Genomic DNA, 18,245 nt, shown 5'->3' on the forward strand with positions numbered 1-18,245 from the left:
GACCTCTCATGGATCATTTCCTCTATCGCGACGGCGTCCTTCATGCAGAGGATGTGCCGATCCCCGAGATCGCGGCCGCTGTCGGCACGCCTTTCTACGTCTATTCGACCGCCACGCTGGAGCGCCATTTCAAGCTGTTTGAAGAGGCGCTCGGCTGGACGGATCACCTGATCTGCTTCGCGATCAAATCGAACTCGAACCTCGCGGTCTTGAAGGTTCTGGGCGATCTGGCGGCTGGCATGGATGTGGTCTCGGGCGGCGAATATCGCCGGGCGCGGGCGGCTGGCGTGCCGGGCGACCGGGTGGTGTTCTCGGGCGTGGGCAAGACCCGCGAGGAGATCGCCTACGTTCTTGAGAACGGCATTCGTCAGTTCAATGTCGAATCCGAGCCCGAGCTGCTCGCGATATCCGAGATTGCCGCGTCTATGGGCGTCACCGCGCCGATCGCACTGCGGGTGAACCCGGATGTCGACGCGAAGACCCATGAGAAAATCGCGACCGGCAAATCCGAGAACAAGTTCGGCATTCCGATCGCCAAGTCCCGCGCGGTCTATGCCGAGGCCGCCAAGCTGCCCGGCATCGAGGTCGTGGGCATCGACGTGCATATCGGCTCGCAGCTGACCGATCTGGAGCCGTTCGAGGCGGCCTTCCTCAAGGTCCGCGAATTGACCGAGGCGCTGCGCGCAGACGGCCACGATATCCGCCGTCTCGACCTCGGCGGCGGTCTGGGCATTCCCTATGAGCGGTCGAATTCCGCCCCGCCTCTGCCCATCGAATACGGGCAGGTGATCCAGCGCACCGTGGGCGATCTGGGCTGCGAGATCGAGATCGAACCGGGCCGCCTGATTTCGGGCAATGCCGGGCTGCTGGTCTCCTCGGTGATCTGGCTGAAAGAGGGCGAGGGGCGCGATTTCCTCATTCTCGACGCGGCGATGAACGACCTCGTGCGGCCCTCGATGTATGGCGCCTATCACGACATCGTCCCGGTGATCGAAGCCGATCCGGGCACCGAATCCGCGCCTTTCGATATCGTCGGCCCGGTGTGCGAGACCGGCGACACTTTCGCAAAGGCGCGCAATCTGACGCCGCTCGGCCCGGGCGATCTGGTCGCCTTCCGTTCGGCGGGGGCTTACGGCGCGGTCATGTCGTCGGAATACAATTCGCGTCCGCTGATCCCCGAGGTTCTGGTCCGCGGCGGCGAATTCGCTCTCATTCGGGCAAGACCGAGCTTTGAGGAAATGCTCTCCCGCGATACCATCCCGGAGTGGCTCTGATCCGTAGGAAGGGAATCGGGGCCGACGGATAGGGAGAGTATGCCGGTCAGGAACTGGTTCAGCAAAGCTTCGCGCGACGCGGCGACGAAGGAGGACGGGCAGGCCGCTCTGGCCCCGCTCGCCCGGCCTATTGCGCTCACCCATGCCGGGATGATCGTCGAGCGGGGGCTGCGCGCGTTCTGGCCGCTTCTTTCGGTTCTTGCGTTGATCGCCACCGCCATCGCCTTCGCGCTGCCTGCCTATCTGGGGCCGGGCGGGCGTTGGTTTTGGTTGGTCGCGCTGATCGCGTCGCTCGTCGCGCTGGCATGGGGCGCATGGCGGATGCGCTGGCCGCGCCACACGGATGCGATTGCGCGGCTCGATGCGACGCTGCCGGGCCGCCCGCTTTCCGCGCTGACCGACGAGATGGCGCTTGGGCAGGACGATCCCGCCGCCCGCGCGCTTTGGATGGCGCATCTGCGGCGCATGGCCAAGGCCGCGCAGGCCGCCCGTGCGCCGCGCCCGAAACCCGATCTTGCCCGCCGCGATCCCTATGCGCTGCGTCTGACCGCGCTGACGGCCTTGGTCGTCGCGGTGATCTTCGGCGTGCCGCAGCGGCTTTTGCATCCGACCGAGGGGCTGCCGACGCCTGCGGGCTCTGCCGAGGCCGCGATGGGGCCAAGCTGGGAAGGCTGGGCCGCGCCGCCGCGCTATACCGGCAAGCCGGGGCTCTATCTGAACAAGGTCGAGGGCGACGAGCTGATCGTGCCCGAAGGCACCCGCTTCTCGATCCGGCTGTATGGCGCGTCCGGCGCGATTGGCTTTTCCGAGAGCGTCTCGAACCCGGCCGCGCTGCCGGAACAGGGTGCGGCGCAAACCGCCAGCGGCATCGAGACCCACGAATTCGAAGCGGTCCGCGACGGGCTTCTGGAGTTCAAAGGCCCCGCTGCGCGCCGCTTCAATGTGGTGGTGCGCCCCGACGAGGCGCCCTCTGTCGCGCTGGCCGGGACGCCGGATCGCCGCGCCGACGGCAAGCTGAGCCTGCCCTTCACCGCGCAGGACGATTACGCCGTGACCAAGGGCCATGCGGTGATCTCGCTCGATCTGGCGAAGGTCGATCGCCGCTACGGTTTGCAGATTCCGCCCGAGCCACGCGACGATCTGATCTATGATCTGCCGCTGCCGATCTCCGGCTCGCGGGCCGATTTCACCGAGAGCCTCGTCGAGGATGCCGCGAAGCATCCTTGGGCGAACCTGCCGGTGAAACTGACGCTCGATGTCGAGGACGGGCGCGGCCAGACCGGCACTTCCGGCACGCAGGAGATCATCCTGCCCGGCAAGCGCTTCTTCGATCCGCTCGCCTCCGCCTTGATCGAAGTGCGCCGCGATCTGCTGTGGTCGCGCGACAACCGCTCCTATGCCGATCAACTGCTGCGGGCGATCTCGAACCGGCACGAGGGCTTCATCAAGCGCGAGGAGGTCTACCTGATGATCCGCCTCGTGGTCGGGCGGCTCGACGATCCAGACCTGTCCCCCGAGGCCCGCGACGAGATCGCAGAGGCGCTGTGGAAAATGGCGGAGCTGGTCGAGGATGGCGGCCTCGCCGATGCGCTGGCCGCGATGCAGAAGGCGCAGGAAAAGCTCTCCGAGGCGATCCGCAACGGGGCCTCGAAAGATGAGATCGCCAAGCTCATGCAGGAGCTGAAAGAGGCGACCGACAATTACATCCGGATGCTTGCCGAGCGCTCGCAGCAGCAGGAACAGGGGCCGCAATTCGGTCAGCAGCAACAGCAGGGCCAACAGATCACCGGCGACCAGATCCAGCAGATGATGGACCAGATCCAGAAGCTGATGGAGGAAGGCCGGATGGCCGAGGCGCAGGAGCTGCTCGACCAGCTCGCGCGGATGATGGAGAACCTCAAGGTCCAGCAAGGGCAGGGTGGTCAGGGCGACATGCCCGGCGGTCAGGCGATGCGCGACATGCAGGACACGCTTCGCAAGCAGCAGGAGCTGTCCGACGATGCGTTCCGCGACCTGCAGGACCAGTTCATGACTCCGGAGGAGCGCCAGCAGCAGGCCGAGAACGGTCAGCAAGGTCAACAAGGTCAGCAAGGGCAACAGGGTCAGCAGCAAGGTCAGCAGGGTCAACAAGGCCAGCAGGGAGAGCAAGGCCAACAAGGTCAGGGCCAGCAGCCCGGCGACCAGCCCGGTCAGGGCCAAGGCCAGGACGGGCAAGCGCAGCGCGACGGTCAGGGGCAGGGCGATCAGCCCGGCATGAACGGCGGGCAGGGCGGTGTCGATGGTCAAAGCCTCGCGGATCGCCAGCGCGCATTGCGGCGCGAACTCGACCGCCAGCGCGGGCTGCTGCCGGGCTTCGGCAACGAGGCGGGCCAGCAGGCCGAGAAGCGTTTCGACGATGCCGGGCGCGCGATGGATCAGGCCGAGGAGGCCCTGCGCGAGGGGGACAATTCGGCGGCGATTGACCGTCAGGCCGACGCGATCGAGGCGCTGCGCGAAGGGATGCGCGCGTTGGGCGAGGCGATGCGCAACGAACAGGCGCGCCGCGATGGCCAGCAGCCCGGCCAGCAGGGCAATCAGCAGGCGGGCCAACCCGGACAGCAGGGTGGGCGCGAGATGCCGCGCGATCCGCTGGGTCGGGCGCAGGGCGAGGGCAACCAGCTTGGCACCGACCGTCAGATGCTCAACGGCGAAGATGTCTATCGCCGGGCGCAGGATCTGCTCGACGAGATCCGCCGCCGCTCGGCCGATCGTCTGCGCCCCGAGGAAGAGCTGGACTACCTCAAGCGGCTGCTCGACCAGTTCTCGAACGCGGGCTGACGCCGCGCGCCCATAAGTTCAACTTATGCGCGGCGGCAGATTATTAGGAAAACTTATTCGGTGAAGCCGTCCGAGGTCGCCTCGGGCGAGAGGCGATGCGTCAGGATCTGCAACTGGTCGTCGAGCCAGATGCGCCCCTCGTCCACCGCCACGACATATTGCGTCAGCGGCGATTTGAGCGCCGGGACCTTCGCGGCGATGTCCGGCGCGAAGGCATAGAGCAGCGCCAGTATCGCGGTGATCGCCATCACGAAGATGAAGCCGCGGCTGAAGCCCGAGCGGCGGCGGCGCGCCATCTCCGGCGAGAATTCGGCCACGCTGTCGCCCTCGCGATCCGAGGTCGCGGTGAGGGTCGAATTAATCTCGTCGATGTCGGGCAGCCGTTCGCGTCCGCGGATCGCGCGCATGTCTTCGTCGTCCTCGCCGAGCAGGTCGGCCACGCGATCCTCTTCGGACTCGTTGAGATCGGAAAAGTCCTGCGCAGTTTTGCGGCGGCGCGCCAGATCTGCGGCGGCGGCCTCGGCGGCGCGTTCCGCATCTTCGCTGGTCTCGCGCTCTTCGAGGTTCAATTCGTCTTGCGTCTCAAGCTCGCTCGAGCCTTCGGCGCGGCGCTGCGCGGCTTCGCGCTCGGCCTCTTCGCGCAAGATCGACAGCAGCCCGTCATCGAGCGGTTTGCGCGGGGTCGCGCCCACACGCGGGGCGGGGCCGAGGTCCGGCTCGTCCTCCTCATCGTCGTCGTCCTGATCCTCGGGCTCCGGCGTCGAGACCATCGCCGCAATGGCGGCATCCGTGTCGTCCGTGCTTTGCGTCGTCACGACTGGCTCAGGCTCGGGCAGGGGCGTTGCGGCCTCGGGCTCGGGTTGTTGTTCGGGTTCGGGAAGCGGCTCGGGCTCGGAAGTTTGCTCGGGTTCGGCGGGTTGCTCGGATTCGAAAACGGGCTCAGATTCGGCGGGCGTCTCCGCCGTCACCTCAGCCTCAGTTTCCTCGGATGCAGCCTCCGCCTCTGCCTCCATCTCGGCGTCGAGATCCCAACCTTCGGGCGGGGGTGCAGCGGTGGTGGTGTCGGGCTCGGCGGAGAGCATATCCTTGCTCGGCTGGAACCAGCCGTGCCCGCAATTGGAGCATTGCACATCCCGTCCGCCATCTGGGATGACAGCGTCATCCACTTCGTATTGCGCACCGCAATTGGGGCAAACCAACCGCATATTGTCCCATCCCTGCCCGTGTTGGCGTTTTGCCGTTCTGGCCAACCACTTTCTTATGTTGTAGCAAGCGCGGGCGGAATGTCCAAATGATTTGGGCCACTTAATTCGCGAAACGCGCACCAAATAAAGGGGCTGGCAGTGATCGAGCTGCAAAATGTGGCGATGAGCTATAGCGGGGCGGAGCTGTTAAGCGATATGTCCCTGACGCTTGCCCCAGGGTCATTCCATTTTCTGACCGGGCCGTCGGGGGCCGGGAAGACCACATTTCTCAAATTATGCTACGCGGAATTGCTGCCGACGGCGGGGCATTTGTCCTTGTTCGGCAAGGATGTGCGCGGGATGGACCGGGACGAAATCGCCGGGCTGCGCCAGCGTATCGGCGTCGTGCATCAGGACTGCCAGTTCCTCGACCACCTCTCGGTGGAAGAGAACGTGGCGCTGCCGATGACGGTCAATCGCCGCACGCCCGACATGACCCAGCTGCGCGAATTACTGGCCTGGGTCGGGCTGAAGCGGCAGGCGAACGCGCTGCCGCCGCAACTGTCGGGCGGTGAGCGGCAACGCGTCGCTCTGGCCCGCGCGGTCATCATGTCGCCCGATGTGATCCTCGCCGACGAGCCGACGGGCAACCTCGATTGGGAGATGTCGCTGCGGTTGCTGTCGCTGCTGGTCGAGCTGAACAAGATGGGCAAGACGGTGGTGATCGCGACCCACGATCTGAACCTGATCCGGCAGGCGAAGCCGCAGGTCTCGGCGCGGGTTCTGCGCATCGCGAAGCGCCATCTGCATACGGCGGGGGCCGATCTGTGAAGCTGACCTTGCTGACATTCGCCTCCGAGACGACCGGGCCGGATCGGGTCGTGCCGCCGACCGGGTTCACCGCGCGGCTGACGCTGTTCACCGCGGCCGCGATGGCCTTCCTTGCGGTCTTTGCGCTGGCGCTGTCGCTGGCGACGGGGCGGCTTGCGGATCGCTGGGCCGACAGCCTCGCGCGCTCGGCCACGATCCGCATCTCTGCCCCGCCCGAGCAGATGGATGCGCAGGTCGCCGCCGTGCAGGAGGTGCTGAAGACGACGCCGGGCGTCGCCTCGTCGCGGGTGATGGGCGATGACGAGATGAAGGGGCTGCTGAAGCCGTGGTTCGGTCCCGATCTGCCGGTGGATGCGCTGCCGCTGCCGAAGCTGATTGCAGTGACCGAGACCGGCGCGGGCGTCGATGCCGAGGGGCTGCGGCTGCGGCTGCAGGCCGAAGCGCCTGGCGCGATCTTCGACGACCATACCCGCTGGCGGCGTCCGCTGGTCGCGGCGGCGGAGCGTATCCGCACGCTGGGCTTGCTGTCGCTGCTGCTGATCTTCGGCGCGATGGCGGGGATGATCACGCTGGCCGCACAAGCCGCGCTGGCCGCCAACGGTCAGGTAATCGCGACGCTGCGGCTGGTGGGCGCGAAAGACGCCTTCATCGCGCGGGCCTTCGTTCGCCGCTTCACAACGCGCGGCCTGATCGGTGCGGTGGTGGGCACGGTGCTTGGGATGCTTGCGGTGGCGCTGCTGCCTTCGACCGAGGCTGCGGGCGGCTTCCTCACCGGTTTGGGCTTTTCCGGGGCCGCATGGCTCTGGCCATTGATCATTCCGCCGATCGCCGCGATCGTGGCCTTTGCCGCCACCCGCTTCGCCGCGCTGCGTATGCTCAGGAGACTTCGCTGATGTCCGACCCTTCGCGCCGCCCCGGAAAGGTCACGCCGCTGACCCATGTGATGACCGGGCTTTACTACGTTCACATCTCGATCGCGACGGTGCTGATCGGGGCCTGGGGCCTTGTGTTTCAGGTGCTGCCCAAGGGGCGGGCCGGTGTGCATCGCACCGCCGGTATCTGGACGCAGCATCTGCTGGATATGGCGCGGGTCTATCTGGGGCTGCGCTATGAGCTGCGCGGCACGCCGCCCGAGGGCGACTGCATCGTCGCGGCCAAGCATCAGAGCTTTTTCGACATTCTGATCCTCGCCAATCACCTGCCGCGCCGGGCTTTCGTGATGAAGAAGGCGCTGCTGAACGTGCCGGTGATGGGGTGGTTTGCGCATAAGGCGGGCTGCATTCCGATCGACCGCTCCAAGGGGTCGGAGGCGATGAAGGTGATGCTGGGCGCGGTCGAAGAGGCGCGCGCGACGCATGGGTTGGGGCAGCTGATCATCTATCCCGAGGGCACGCGCGTGCCGCCGGGCGAGAGGCGCCGCTACAAGCAGGGCGTGGGTGTCGTGGCCGAGGCCACGAAGCTGTCGGTGGTTCCCGCCGCGACCAATGCGGGCCTGTTCTGGAGCAAGCGCGGCTGGCCAATCCGGTCGGGCGTGGCGGTGACCGAGTTCCTGCCGGCGATCGAAGCTGCGGGCTCTGCGCCGCAGACGCTGGCGGCGGTCGAGGCGGTGGTCGAGCCGCGCTCGGATGCGCTGATGCTGGAGGCCGGGTTCGCGCTGCCGAAGCCCTGAGCGGGTGGCAGCGGAGGGAGCCTCCGGCGGGGATATTTCTGCCAAGTGGAAGAGGTTCCGCGGCGCTGCAAGTGGCATGCGCCGAACACGTTGGCGTGATCAACTCTCGCGCAGATCGGCGTCGAGGATTGGGTCGATCAGGCCGGGGAAGCGCGCCTCAAGGTCGTCCCGGCGCAGGGTGAGCAGGCGGCCGCGCCCGTTCGGGTTCGGTTCGTTCCGGATCACGCCGGATTCCCGCAAGACCTTGAGAATGTGAGATTTCGTCGACTTCGGGACATCCGCTGCCACGGCGCTGCAGGCCGCCGCTTCGAGCGGGCCGTCGCGCAGATTGCGGGCGATTTCGCGCCGCGCCGGGTCGCTGAGCGCGAAGAGCACCTGCGACAGTGACAGCGAGTCAGCGGGGGGATGCGGGAGTTCGGGGGGCGTGCTCATGGTTCGATAATACTTGAACCATGCGTCCTGTCGAGTATGTGGAGGTTCGACAATTTTCGAACCAATAGCATCAGGAGACAGCGATGACCGACGAGACGGATTCTGGCCCGAACGGCGCCTCTCCAAGTCTGCCGACGCGGAGCCGCGCAGGCTTCGCGCTGGCAATCACGGGGCTCGTTCTGATGTTGGCCGGTGCGAGCGCACCGTCGCCCTTCTACCCGGTCCTGCAGGCGCAGATCGGCTTTTCCTCGGCGATGATGACGGGGATCTTCGCGATCTATGCTGGGGCGCTTCTGGTGACCCTGCTGGTCTTCGGTCGGCTCTCCGATCATCTCGGGCGGCGGCCCATCCTGTCGGTGGGCTTCGTGCTGCTTGCACTTGGAATGCTCGAATTCCTCTGGGCGGATACGGCGATGGCGCTGCTGCTGGCGCGGGTGTTGCAGGGGATGGCGAGCGGTCTGCTGATTTCGACGCTGAGTGCGAGTTCGACTGATCATGAGCCGTCTGCGCGGCCCGGTCTCGCGGCGGTCTGGAACGCGGTGGCGCCCTTGGCGGGGCTGGCGGTCGGTGCGCTCGCGGGCGGGGCGTTGCTGGCTTACGCGCCTGCGCCGCGTCTGGTGACCTTCCTCGGGCTCGCGCTGATCTATGGCCTGTTGGCGGTGCTGGTATGGCTGCCGCCGGAGACCGCGCCGCGCCATGAGGGGATGCTGGCCTCGCTGCGCCCGCAGGTCTCTGTGCCGCCCCATATCCGTACGGCCTTCCGGCGCGGTGCGCCTGCGGTACTGGCGGGGTGGGGAACTGGCTCGCTGTTCCTGTCGCTGGGGGCGCCGATCGTGGCGCAGGTCTTCGAGGTTCACACCGCGCTGGCGCAGGGCGCGATCGTGGCGCTGCTATCGGGGACCGGAGCGGCCTCGTGCTATGCGACGCGGAATCTGGCCCCGCGCCGTATCGCGCTTCTGGGGACGGACGGGCTGGTGCTGGGCACGGTGTTGTCGCTCGCGGCGCTCACGACGGGGAGTTTCGCGCTCTATCTCGCGAGCGTCTTCATTGCGGGGATCGGTTTCGGCACCTGCTTTGCGGGGGTGTTGCGTTCGCTCGCGCCGCTGGCCGCACCGGATGAGCGTGGCGGGCTGTTCGCGGCGCTGTTCACGCTGGCTTACTCGGCCTTCGGGGTCCCTGCGGTGCTGGCAGGTCTGGCGGTGCCGGAGCTGGGGCTGCGGCTGACCACCGAGATCTACGGCGCGGTCATCATCGCGCTTGCACTGGGGGCGGGGTTGATGCGCAGGCAGGCGGAGCCGGCGTGAGGCCGGGACCGGTTATCGCGTTTCGGGAGGGGGCTTCGGTTTAGGCCGAAAGCCCCTTCGTGCCCATGTCGAGGAACTTCTTGCGCCGTGCCTTGATCAGATCGGCGGGCTTCTTGCCCTCCAGCTCTGCCAGCATCAGCGAGATTTCCGAGCCGACAGAGGCGATGGTCGCCGTGGCGTCGCGCTGTGCGCCGCCCATCGGTTCGGAGATGATGCGATCGATCACGCCGAGCTTCTTGAGGTCCTGCGCGGTCAGGCGCAGCGCCTCGGCGGCTTCGCGCATCTTCTCGGAATCCTTCCACAGGATCGAGGCGCAGCCTTCGGGCGAGATCACCGAATAGACGGAATGTTCCAGCATCGCGACGCGGTCGCCGGTGGCGAAGGCCACGGCACCGCCCGATCCGCCTTCGCCGATGATGACCGAGATCAGCGGCACGCCGATCTGCAGGCATTTCTCGGTCGAGCGGGCGATGGCCTCGGACTGGCCGCGCTCTTCCGCGCCCTTGCCGGGATAGGCGCCGGGGGTGTCGATCAGAGCGACGACCGGCAGGCCGAAGCGGGCGGCCATGTCCATCAGACGGATCGCCTTGCGATAGCCCTCGGGGCGGGCCATGCCGAAGTTGCGCTCGATGCGGCTTGCGGTGTCGTTGCCCTTCTCATGGCCGATCACCATCACCGGCTTGTCGCCGAGACGTGCGAGGCCGCCCATCACCGCGTGATCGTCGGCGAAGTTGCGATCGCCCGCGAGCGGCGTGTACTCGGTGAAGAGCTGGTCGATATAGTCCTTGCAATGCGGACGGTCGGGATGACGCGCGACCTGACATTTGCGCCAGGGCGACAGGTCTTTGTAGAGGTCGCGCAGCATCGCCTCGGCCTTCTTGTCGAGGGCTGACGCTTCCTTGTCGACATCCATCTCTTCGTTTTGCCGGGCCAGCGCGCGCAGCTCTTCGGCTTTGCCTTCGATCTCTGCCAGCGGCTTTTCGAATTCGAGATAGGTCATGGATCACTCCGCATCCGGAAACTCGCGCCCTTAATGTCTTCAACGCTCGGGAATTGCAACTGGGTGGCGCATGGCGGGCGCGTCGTGATCGCGGGAGCGGCGGCGGCTTGCCTCATAGGCGCGGCGGATGGGAGGTGATAGACTACTTGAGGAAACGCGCGCTTTAACCGGATGAGGGTTAATTTGGCGTATGAAGTCGAGATCAAAGAGATGCCAGCGGTGCGGCTTGCCGGGCTGGCACATAAAGGGCCTTACCCGTCGGTCGGCCCGGTCTTTCAGAAACTTGTTTCGCTGATCCCCGAGCCGTCCTGGGCGGAAGTCGAGCACGCGGCGATGATCGGGCATGACAATCCGCGCAAAGTGCCGGCGGAGGAGCTGCGCTCTCATGCCTGTTTTGCGGTGGGCGAGGGGTTCGTGATCTTCCCGCCGCTTGCGGAGATTCGCTATCCGGCCGGGAAATACGCGGTGGTGACGGTGAAGGGGCCCTATGAGCAACTGCCCGAAGCGTATCGCTGGCTGGACGAGGACTGGTTCCCGGCGTCGGGCATGGAGCATCGCGATCTCGTGGCCTACGAGGTCTATCTCAACGATCCGATGAACACGAAGCCGGAAGATTTGCTGACGGAGATCCGCTTGCCGCTGAAGGGCTAAGGCCTGCGGAGCTGTCATCGGGCCGTCGCACAGCGCGGCTAGATGGCGTTTGCGTGGGATTCCCCGGCGCTAGAAAAACGGAAACGCCCCGGCCGTAAGCCAGGGCGCTCCTTTTCCCTCATGCGGCCGGGCCTCCCCTCCCAACCGCTCCGGGATTCGATAACTATATCGCGATTCGTTCGCGCGCGGCTTAATCTTTAATCATTTCGGCTTGTCTTACAATCACTTCGGCTTGTTTGATTGATGCAATGTCGACGAGACGGCCTTTGTAGACGGTCGCACCCTCGCCGCGTGCCTTGGCCTCTTCCATCGCCGCAAGGATTTCACGGGCCTCGGTCACAGCCTCATCAGACGGCGTAAAGACTTCATTTGCAAGGGAAATCTGCTTGGGGTGAATGGCCCATTTGCCCACCATGCCAAGCGTCGCCGAGCGCAGCGCCTGCGCGCGGAAGCCGTCATCGTCGGAGAAATCGCCGAACGGGCCATCGACCGGCAAAATGCCGTGAGTGCGGCAGGCGGCGACGATCGCGGCCTGCGCCCAGTGCCACGGGTCGGACCAATGCTTCTCGCCGTTGCGCAGCATGTAGTAGTTTTCCTGCGTCCCGCCGATGCCGGTGGTCTGCATGCCCATCGAGGCGGCGAAGTCGGCGGCACCGAGGCTCATCGCCTGCAGGCGCGGAGAAGATGCAGCGATTTCCTCAACATGCGCGAGACCGGCGGCGCTTTCGATGATGACTTCGAGCGAGATTTTCTTCGTGCGGCCCTTCGCGGTTTCGATCGCCGTGACCAGCGCGTCGACCGCATAGACATCCGCCGCGCAGCCGACTTTCGGGATCATGATCTGGTCGATGCGCTCGGAGCCTTCTTCGAGCAGTTCGACCACGTCGCGGTACCAATAGGGCGTGTCGAGGCCGTTGATGCGGACCGAGAGGTATTTGTTGCCCCAGTCGATCTCGTGGCTGGCCTGAATGATGTTGCGCCGCGCCTGCGCCTTGTCATTGGGCGCGACCGAATCTTCGAGGTCGAGGTTGATCACATCGGCGGCGGAGGCAGCCATCTTCGGGAAGAGCTTGGTGTTCGAGCCGGGGCCGAAAAGCTGGCAGCGGTTCGGACGGGCAGGGGGCGTGGGTTGAACGCGGAAGCTCATGAAGCGGCCTTTCGCAAGGAAGTTACGTTTTGGGTTGCGGATTGGGTATATTGTTGCGCGGCCTCTTGCAAGGCGATTTTGCAGGCGCAGAATCAGGGCCGCGCTGCAGCATTGCTGGCATCCGAAAATCCGGGTGATGCACGAAATTGCGGCGAGTTGGCGCTTTTGCCGAAGGATCTTCCGTTTTGCCGGAAATGTTGCACGGAAATCCCCAAGAAATTTTTGCGCCGCGTCCTAATATCATCAACAAACAAGACAAAACACAGACCACAGGGAGACACGCATGTCGCTGATCGACACCCCTTATCTACTGTTTCTGGGCGATGCCCCCGATCCCTTGTCCGCGAAAGTCGCGCAGGGGATCAAAGACTGGCGGCCCGAATATGCCGTCGGCCAGTACCGGATGGAGGGATGCCAGGCCGACATGGGCATCCCCGATCTCGATATCAAAGAAGCCATCGCACAAGGCTGCAAGACGCTGGTGATCGGCGTCGCAAACCGTGGCGGCCTGATCTCGCAGGGCTGGAAGAAAGTGCTGATCGAGGCGCTGGAAGAAGGTCTCGACCTTGCCTCGGGCCTGCACAACCTGCTGCGCGACGAGCCCGATCTGGTCGCGGTGGCGAAGGCCTGCGGGCGTCAGCTGCATGACGTGCGCATCCCCTCGGTGAAATATCCGATCGCGAATGGCGAGAAGCGCACCGGCAAGCGCTGCCTTGCCGTGGGCACCGATTGCTCGGCGGGCAAGATGTATACCGCGCTTTGCATGGAGCGCGAGATGCGCGAGCGCGACATGAAGGCCACGTTCCGCGCGACTGGCCAGACCGGCATTCTGATCACCGGCGACGGCGTGCCGCTCGATGCTGTGATCGCGGATTTCATGGCCGGCTCGATCGAATACCTCACGCCCGATAACGATCCCGACCATTGGGACCTGATCGAGGGGCAGGGCAGCCTGTTCCACGTCTCCTATTCGGGTGTGACGATGGCGCTGATCCATGGCGGTCAGCCCGACGCGCTGATCCTCGCCCATGAGCCGACGCGCACGCATATGCGCGGGCTGCCCGGCTACAAACTGCCCTCGCTGCAGGAGCTGAGCGATATGGCGCTGGCGCTGGCGAAGGTCGCCAATCCCGCCTGCCAGGTGGTCGGCATCTCGGTGAACACCCAGAAGATGGGTGAAGACGAGGCGAAGGCCTATCTCGCGAAGGTCGAAGAAGAAATGGGCCTGCCCACGACCGATCCGTTCCGCTTCGGTGCTGGCAAGCTGGTGGACGCGCTCGCCGCGATCTGATTGTCTCGCTTGTGACCCCTGCCGGATGCCTCCGGCGGGGATATTTGCACCAAGTCGAAGGGGGCGCGGATGATCCGGGTGAGTCATGATACGTTCAAGCTGGCGCAGGTCTTTACCATCGCGCGCGGCTCGCGCACCGAGGCGCATGTGCTGAGCGTGACGCTGGAGCGCGAGGGCGTGACGGGGCGGGGCGAATGCGTGCCCTATGCGCGGTACGGCGAAAGCCTCGACAGCGTTACCGCGCAGATCGAGAGCCTGCCGCAAGGGATTTCCCGCGCCGAGCTGCAAGAGACGCTGCCCGCCGGGGCTGCGCGCAACGCGGTCGATTGCGCTTTGTGGGATTGGGAAGCCAAGAAGAAGGGCGTTCCGGTCTGGGAGCTTGCCGGGTTGGACAAGCCCGTGAGCCAGACCACGGCCTATACGCTGTCGCTGGACGAACCCGAGAAGATGCGCGCGGCGGCCGCCGAGCATGCGCATCGCCCGTTGCTGAAGATCAAGCTCGGCACGCCCGAAGACATGCCGCGTCTGCGCGCGGTACGCGAAGGGGCGCCGGAGGCGAAGATCATCGTCGATGCGAATGAAGGCTGGGAGATCGAGACTTTCCTCGACATTCAGGCCGAGCTGAAGAAGCTGGGCGTGGCGCTGGTCGAGCAACCCTTGCCTGCGGCGGGGGACGAGGCGCTGTCGGATATCCAGCGGCTGGTGCCGATCTGCGCCGATGAGAGCTGCCATACGCGCGACGGGCTTACCGATCTGCGTGGCAAATACGACGTCATCAACATCAAGCTGGACAAGACCGGCGGGCTGACCGAGGCCTTGCGGCTGCGCGATCTCGCGCGCGCCGAGGGGTTCGGCGTGATGGTCGGCTGCATGGTGGGCTCGTCGCTCGCGATGGCGCCGGCGATGCTGGTCGCGCAGGGGGCCGATTACGTCGATCTTGACGGCCCGCTGCTTCTGGCCGAAGACCGCGATGTGCCGCTGCGTTACAAGGGCAGCGTGGTGGAGCCGCCGGAGCCGGAGCTCTGGGGCTGAGTTTTCAAGGAGCAAGAATATGAGCCGGATCGTCTATCTCAACGGAGAGTATATTCCCGAGGAAGAGGCCAAGGTCTCCATCTTCGACCGTGGTTTCGTGATGGGCGATGCGGTCTATGAGGTGACTTCCGTTCTGGGCGGCAAGATCCTCGAATTCGAAGGTCACATGAACCGGCTCGGTCGCTCGCTGGCGGAGCTGGAGATGACCTGCGATCTGACCCGAGACGAATGGATCGAGATTCACCGCGAGCTGGTCAAGCGTAACGATCTCGACGAAGGGATGATCTACCTTCAGGTGTCGCGCGGGAATGCGGGCGATCGCGATTTCCACTACCCGCCGGAGGGCACGCCCCCGACCGTGGTGCTGTATACCCAGGCGAAGCCGAACCTCGCCGACGATCCGAAGGCGAAACAGGGCATCAAGGTGATCTCGCTGCCCGACCTGCGCTGGCATCGCCGCGACATCAAGACGGTGCAGCTGCTCTATCCGTCGATGGCGAAGATGGCGGCCGAGAAGGCGGGCAAGAACGATGCGTGGTTCGTGGAAGATGGCTTCGTGACCGAAGGCTCGTCGAACAACGTCTATATCGTGAAGGGCAACAAGATCATCACGCGGCATCTGAGCCACGACATTCTGCACGGGATCACCCGCGCCTCGCTGCTGAAATATGCCGCCGAGAGCCAGATGGAGATCGAGGAGCGTCCCTTCACCATCGAAGAGGCTCAGGGTGCGGATGAAGCTTTCTTCACGTCGGCCTCGGCCTTCGTGATGCCGGTGGTGGAGATCGACGGCGAGGCGGTGGGCGAGGGCGCGGTTGGCCCGGTGGCTATGCGTCTGCGCGAGATCTATCTCGACGAGAGCCGCAAGGCCGCGATCTGATCCGCGCCTAGGCGCAACATCCTGAACTTAAAAAAGAAAAGACCCCGGCCAGCCCAACCGGGGTCTTTTCCTGTCATGCGGGCGGTGTCTCTCAGGCCGCCGCATGAGCGCGGAATTGGAAGGCATCTGGCGCGATTTGCTCGGGCGCGATGCCTGTGATGACCAGTTCGGCCTGACCTTCGATCACGACGAGCGTGCCTTCGGCGCAGGTGCGGAAGGTGATGTCGTCGCGGCGCGGCGCAGAGCCGGTGAAATCGAGGGCGATGGCGTCGCCCGGTTCGAACCCGTTTATGCGCGGCAGCGGCTCGGGGCCTGCGGCGGGTGCAGGTGCCGGAGCGTGTGCGCGGGTCTCGGCCTGTTGGTTCGGATGCGCCAGCAGCGCTTCGATGCGCATCATCACGGCGGCATCGAGGTCGTTCGCGTCCTCGGCCGAAGCGCCGAGCGCCTCTTTCGGCGAAGAGACCTGCGCGGGCGCAGCGGTCATCGTGGCGGCCTCCGCTCCGGTGTCGGCGGCGGCGCGAACCTGGCGCTGGCGCGGCAGCCCCTCGGCCCAGCCGAGAAGGCATAACGCGATGGTGGTGGCGATGAACAAGGCGAGCATGGTTTCTCCTGATCTTGCCTTGATCGTCGCGACATTTTGTCGGCTGCGCAAAAGTTTTGTGAGGCCGAAACCGCCCCATTGTTCAGGGGGCGTTAACCATCAGAGAGAATGACGAGGATTAGTATCGCGATCGGATATGGTCGCGTTTTTGGGGCTTTACCGAAACGGAAGGAGGCCGCGCGATCGGCGGCCTCTCGGCACGATTCGAGAACGGGTCAGGCGTAGACTGGCTGACCGTAGTTGAGTCCGTCGGTGGCATAGATCGCGCCGCCCGCCGCCTTGAGCGCGGCATATTCGACATCCTTGAGCGTCGCGACCTGCTGGCCATTGATCGACACGATGGAGTCGCTGCCGCTTTGCGAGACGGTGAAGTCGGACACGTTGTCGAGGTCGTCCACCTCGATGCCCAGAAATTCGCCGAGCGCGCCGGGGGCCGGGGTCGGGTCGAGCTGTCCGAAATCGGTCACGGTTACCGGCGCGTCGCCCTCGGTCCAATCGACCCCGAACCAGTCCGAGCCGGTGCCGCCGGTCATCGTGTCGCCGTCGTCGCCATTGAGGTAGTCGTTATTCGCCCCGCCATCGAGCAGGTCGGGCGCGCCGTCCAGATCGCTGGCATAGAGTTCGTCATCGCCATAGCCGCCATAGAGGGCGTTCGACCCTTCCGGATCCATGAGGTAATCGGCACCGAGATTGCCGCGCAGCGTGTCGTCGCCCTGGCTGCCGGTGATCGAGTCGTTGCCCGCGCCCGCGTCTATATAGTCGTTGCCCGAGCCGCCAACCGCGCCGAAGACGCCGGACGCTTCGAAGGCGTCGAGGAAGTCGCCAAGGCTCGTCGCCTGATCCATCGCCTGCTGGCCCTCGGGCGAGAGGTCGCCGCCGTCATTGCCATCGCCGAGATAGATGTCGTCGTCGCCTGCGAGCCCCATAACGGTGTCGGTCCCATCGGTGCCGCGAATGGTGTCGTCGCCCGACGTGCCTTCGGTCAGCTGATCGGGCTCGGAGATGTCGATCTCCTCGCCCGCGCCGGTGCCCTCTTCATCAGGACGAGCCGCCTCCTCGTCGTCATGGTCACCTTTATGATCGCCGCCACCGTCGAGGCTGGCCCCGACAAGGAGCGCCATCGGCAGGAAGGCGAGAAGAAGAGCCGCGAGCATCGGTGATATCCCCCTGAAATCAGGGAAAATATCCGCGACACTCACGAAAGCGTCAATAGAATGTGATCAAAATGTGGCGGGAGCAACGTCGTTTGGAAGCAATCCCTCGCCCCGCGCGGTCACTGTTGCCAATTACAGCCCGCTCTGCGCCAGAACCCGCGTCAGAATCGGCGTCAGACGGTCGGCCCATGCGGCTTGCTGCTCGGGCGTCGCGATCAGGTCGTTGCGCAGCTCGATCAGCACATTCGGGCGGCCATCCGCCAGCGCGTGGCGATCGATCGAGTCGCCTTCCAGATGGCCCAGATAGGGTTGGTTGTCGCCGACGCAGAGATCGCCCTCGGCTTCGAGCGCCGCGATCATCTCATAGGCGAGGCGCGGATCGGCCGGGGCATGCAGGATGCCGACATCCCACGGCCGGGGCGGTCGCCCGCGCAGGCGCGGTGTAAAGGAGTGAACCGCGCAGATCACCGTATCGTCGCGCCGCGCCGCGAGCCGGGCATATTCCGCATGATAGGGGCGATAGAGCCGGTCCAGCCGCCGCTCGACCTCTGCCGCGTCGGCATGGCGGTTCGCGGGGATGATCGTGCCGTCGTAAAGCTTCATCACCAGCGTCGGGTCGTCCTCGCCCCGGTTCGGGTCGATCACCAGTCGAGAGAAGTCGCTCGCGATCATCGGCGAGTCGAGCCGCTCCGCCAGTGCCTCGGACAGCCCCAGCGCGCCCACGTCATAGGCGATGTGGCGCGCCATATCCTCGGCCTCGATGCCCAGATCGCCACCACCCACCCAATCGGGCACGGTGTTGCGCGCATGATCGCACGTGACCAGCCAGCGTCCGGGCCGTGCCTCTCCAGTGATCGAAAGGGGCTGTTTTTCGTTCATAGTCTCTTCACGCTTGCTCGATATGGCTCAGATAACGGGAAAGATTGCGCCACGCCAGTTGCGGCCCGCGACAAATTGCGCCATACGCTTACTTGGCCC

Annotated in this window: 17 protein-coding genes; 10 read left to right on the plus strand and 7 right to left on the minus strand. The window is 65.3% G+C overall.

The window, feature by feature from the left end; translation table 11 throughout:
* Window positions 1-8: 8 nt before the first annotated feature.
* Together lysA and BMI89_RS03325 are read left to right on the plus strand one after the other, a co-directional pair.
* Window positions 9-1,274: a diaminopimelate decarboxylase gene (gene lysA / locus BMI89_RS03320; protein ID WP_078569833.1), complete on the plus strand. Its 1,266-nt coding sequence runs from the start codon at window positions 9-11 to the stop codon at window positions 1,272-1,274.
* A gap of 39 nt (window positions 1,275-1,313) precedes the next feature.
* The gene (locus tag BMI89_RS03325; protein ID WP_078569834.1) at window positions 1,314-4,091 is read left to right on the plus strand and encodes a DUF4175 domain-containing protein; all 2,778 of its coding nucleotides are present in this window, start codon (window positions 1,314-1,316) and stop codon (window positions 4,089-4,091) included.
* Window positions 4,092-4,144: 53 nt separating this feature from the next.
* Here the strand turns inward: BMI89_RS03325 and BMI89_RS03330 are convergent, their stop codons facing one another.
* The gene (locus BMI89_RS03330) at window positions 4,145-5,296 is read right to left on the minus strand and encodes a zinc-ribbon domain-containing protein (protein WP_078569835.1); all 1,152 of its coding nucleotides are present in this window, start codon (window positions 5,294-5,296) and stop codon (window positions 4,145-4,147) included.
* A 138-nt stretch (window positions 5,297-5,434) separates the two neighbouring features.
* On the opposite strand from BMI89_RS03330, the gene BMI89_RS03335 reads away from it, so the two are divergent.
* The 3 genes from BMI89_RS03335 to BMI89_RS03345 are packed head-to-tail and all read left to right on the plus strand — an operon-like array spanning window position 5,435 to window position 7,775.
* A complete protein-coding gene (locus tag BMI89_RS03335) occupies window positions 5,435-6,106 on the plus strand; it encodes an ATP-binding cassette domain-containing protein (protein ID WP_078569836.1) in 672 nt (223 codons plus the stop codon).
* The gene (locus tag BMI89_RS03340) at window positions 6,103-6,999 is read left to right on the plus strand and encodes an FtsX-like permease family protein (RefSeq protein WP_078569837.1); all 897 of its coding nucleotides are present in this window, start codon (window positions 6,103-6,105) and stop codon (window positions 6,997-6,999) included. Before BMI89_RS03335 ends, BMI89_RS03340 begins: the two co-directional genes overlap by 4 nt.
* Complete coding sequence (locus BMI89_RS03345) at window positions 6,999-7,775, plus strand: 1-acyl-sn-glycerol-3-phosphate acyltransferase (RefSeq protein WP_078569838.1); 777 nt, start codon at window positions 6,999-7,001, stop codon at window positions 7,773-7,775. The genes BMI89_RS03340 and BMI89_RS03345 overlap by 1 nt, the downstream gene beginning before the upstream one ends.
* A gap of 99 nt (window positions 7,776-7,874) precedes the next feature.
* Here the strand turns inward: BMI89_RS03345 and BMI89_RS03350 are convergent, their stop codons facing one another.
* On the minus strand, window positions 7,875-8,207 hold the full coding sequence (locus BMI89_RS03350) for a helix-turn-helix transcriptional regulator (protein WP_078569839.1): 333 nt from the start codon (window positions 8,205-8,207) through the stop codon (window positions 7,875-7,877).
* An 83-nt stretch (window positions 8,208-8,290) separates the two neighbouring features.
* On the opposite strand from BMI89_RS03350, the gene BMI89_RS03355 reads away from it, so the two are divergent.
* Window positions 8,291-9,511 (plus strand): MFS transporter, encoded by a 1,221-nt coding sequence (locus tag BMI89_RS03355; RefSeq protein ID WP_078569840.1) that lies wholly within the window; start codon window positions 8,291-8,293, stop codon window positions 9,509-9,511.
* A gap of 40 nt (window positions 9,512-9,551) precedes the next feature.
* Here the strand turns inward: BMI89_RS03355 and BMI89_RS03360 are convergent, their stop codons facing one another.
* Window positions 9,552-10,511 (minus strand): acetyl-CoA carboxylase carboxyltransferase subunit alpha, encoded by a 960-nt coding sequence (locus tag BMI89_RS03360; protein ID WP_078569841.1) that lies wholly within the window; start codon window positions 10,509-10,511, stop codon window positions 9,552-9,554.
* Window positions 10,512-10,694: 183 nt separating this feature from the next.
* Here BMI89_RS03360 and BMI89_RS03365 point away from each other — a divergent pair, with 183 nt between their 5' ends.
* A complete protein-coding gene (locus tag BMI89_RS03365; RefSeq protein ID WP_165756995.1) occupies window positions 10,695-11,162 on the plus strand; it encodes a GyrI-like domain-containing protein in 468 nt (155 codons plus the stop codon).
* 190 nt (window positions 11,163-11,352) lie between these two features.
* Here the strand turns inward: BMI89_RS03365 and BMI89_RS03370 are convergent, their stop codons facing one another.
* Window positions 11,353-12,309, minus strand: a complete 957-nt coding sequence (locus BMI89_RS03370; RefSeq protein ID WP_078569842.1) for an L-malyl-CoA/beta-methylmalyl-CoA lyase — start codon at window positions 12,307-12,309, stop codon at window positions 11,353-11,355.
* 289 nt (window positions 12,310-12,598) lie between these two features.
* Between BMI89_RS03370 and dgcN the strand changes: the two genes are divergently transcribed.
* From dgcN to BMI89_RS03385, 3 genes are all read left to right on the plus strand, one after another.
* Window positions 12,599-13,600: an N-acetyltransferase DgcN gene (gene dgcN, locus BMI89_RS03375; RefSeq protein ID WP_078570163.1), complete on the plus strand. Its 1,002-nt coding sequence runs from the start codon at window positions 12,599-12,601 to the stop codon at window positions 13,598-13,600.
* A 69-nt stretch (window positions 13,601-13,669) separates the two neighbouring features.
* On the plus strand, window positions 13,670-14,632 hold the full coding sequence (dgcA, locus tag BMI89_RS03380) for an N-acetyl-D-Glu racemase DgcA (RefSeq protein WP_078569843.1): 963 nt from the start codon (window positions 13,670-13,672) through the stop codon (window positions 14,630-14,632).
* A gap of 19 nt (window positions 14,633-14,651) precedes the next feature.
* Window positions 14,652-15,512: a D-amino-acid transaminase gene (locus BMI89_RS03385; protein ID WP_078569844.1), complete on the plus strand. Its 861-nt coding sequence runs from the start codon at window positions 14,652-14,654 to the stop codon at window positions 15,510-15,512.
* A 91-nt stretch (window positions 15,513-15,603) separates the two neighbouring features.
* On the opposite strand, the gene BMI89_RS03390 is transcribed toward BMI89_RS03385, so the two are convergent.
* The 3 genes from BMI89_RS03390 to BMI89_RS03400 all read right to left on the minus strand — a co-directional run bounded on the left by BMI89_RS03390 (window position 15,604) and on the right by BMI89_RS03400 (window position 18,146).
* Window positions 15,604-16,113 (minus strand): hypothetical protein, encoded by a 510-nt coding sequence (locus BMI89_RS03390; RefSeq protein WP_078548915.1) that lies wholly within the window; start codon window positions 16,111-16,113, stop codon window positions 15,604-15,606.
* 215 nt (window positions 16,114-16,328) lie between these two features.
* Window positions 16,329-17,267, minus strand: a complete 939-nt coding sequence (locus BMI89_RS03395) for a calcium-binding protein (RefSeq protein ID WP_078569845.1) — start codon at window positions 17,265-17,267, stop codon at window positions 16,329-16,331.
* Between the two features lie 132 nt (window positions 17,268-17,399).
* Window positions 17,400-18,146, minus strand: a complete 747-nt coding sequence (locus tag BMI89_RS03400) for an N-formylglutamate amidohydrolase (RefSeq protein WP_078569846.1) — start codon at window positions 18,144-18,146, stop codon at window positions 17,400-17,402.
* Window positions 18,147-18,245: the final 99 nt, after the last annotated feature.

The sequence above is a fragment of the Thioclava sp. F36-7 genome (assembly GCF_002020075.1).
Taxonomy (GTDB): Bacteria; Pseudomonadota; Alphaproteobacteria; order Rhodobacterales; family Rhodobacteraceae; genus Thioclava; species Thioclava sediminum.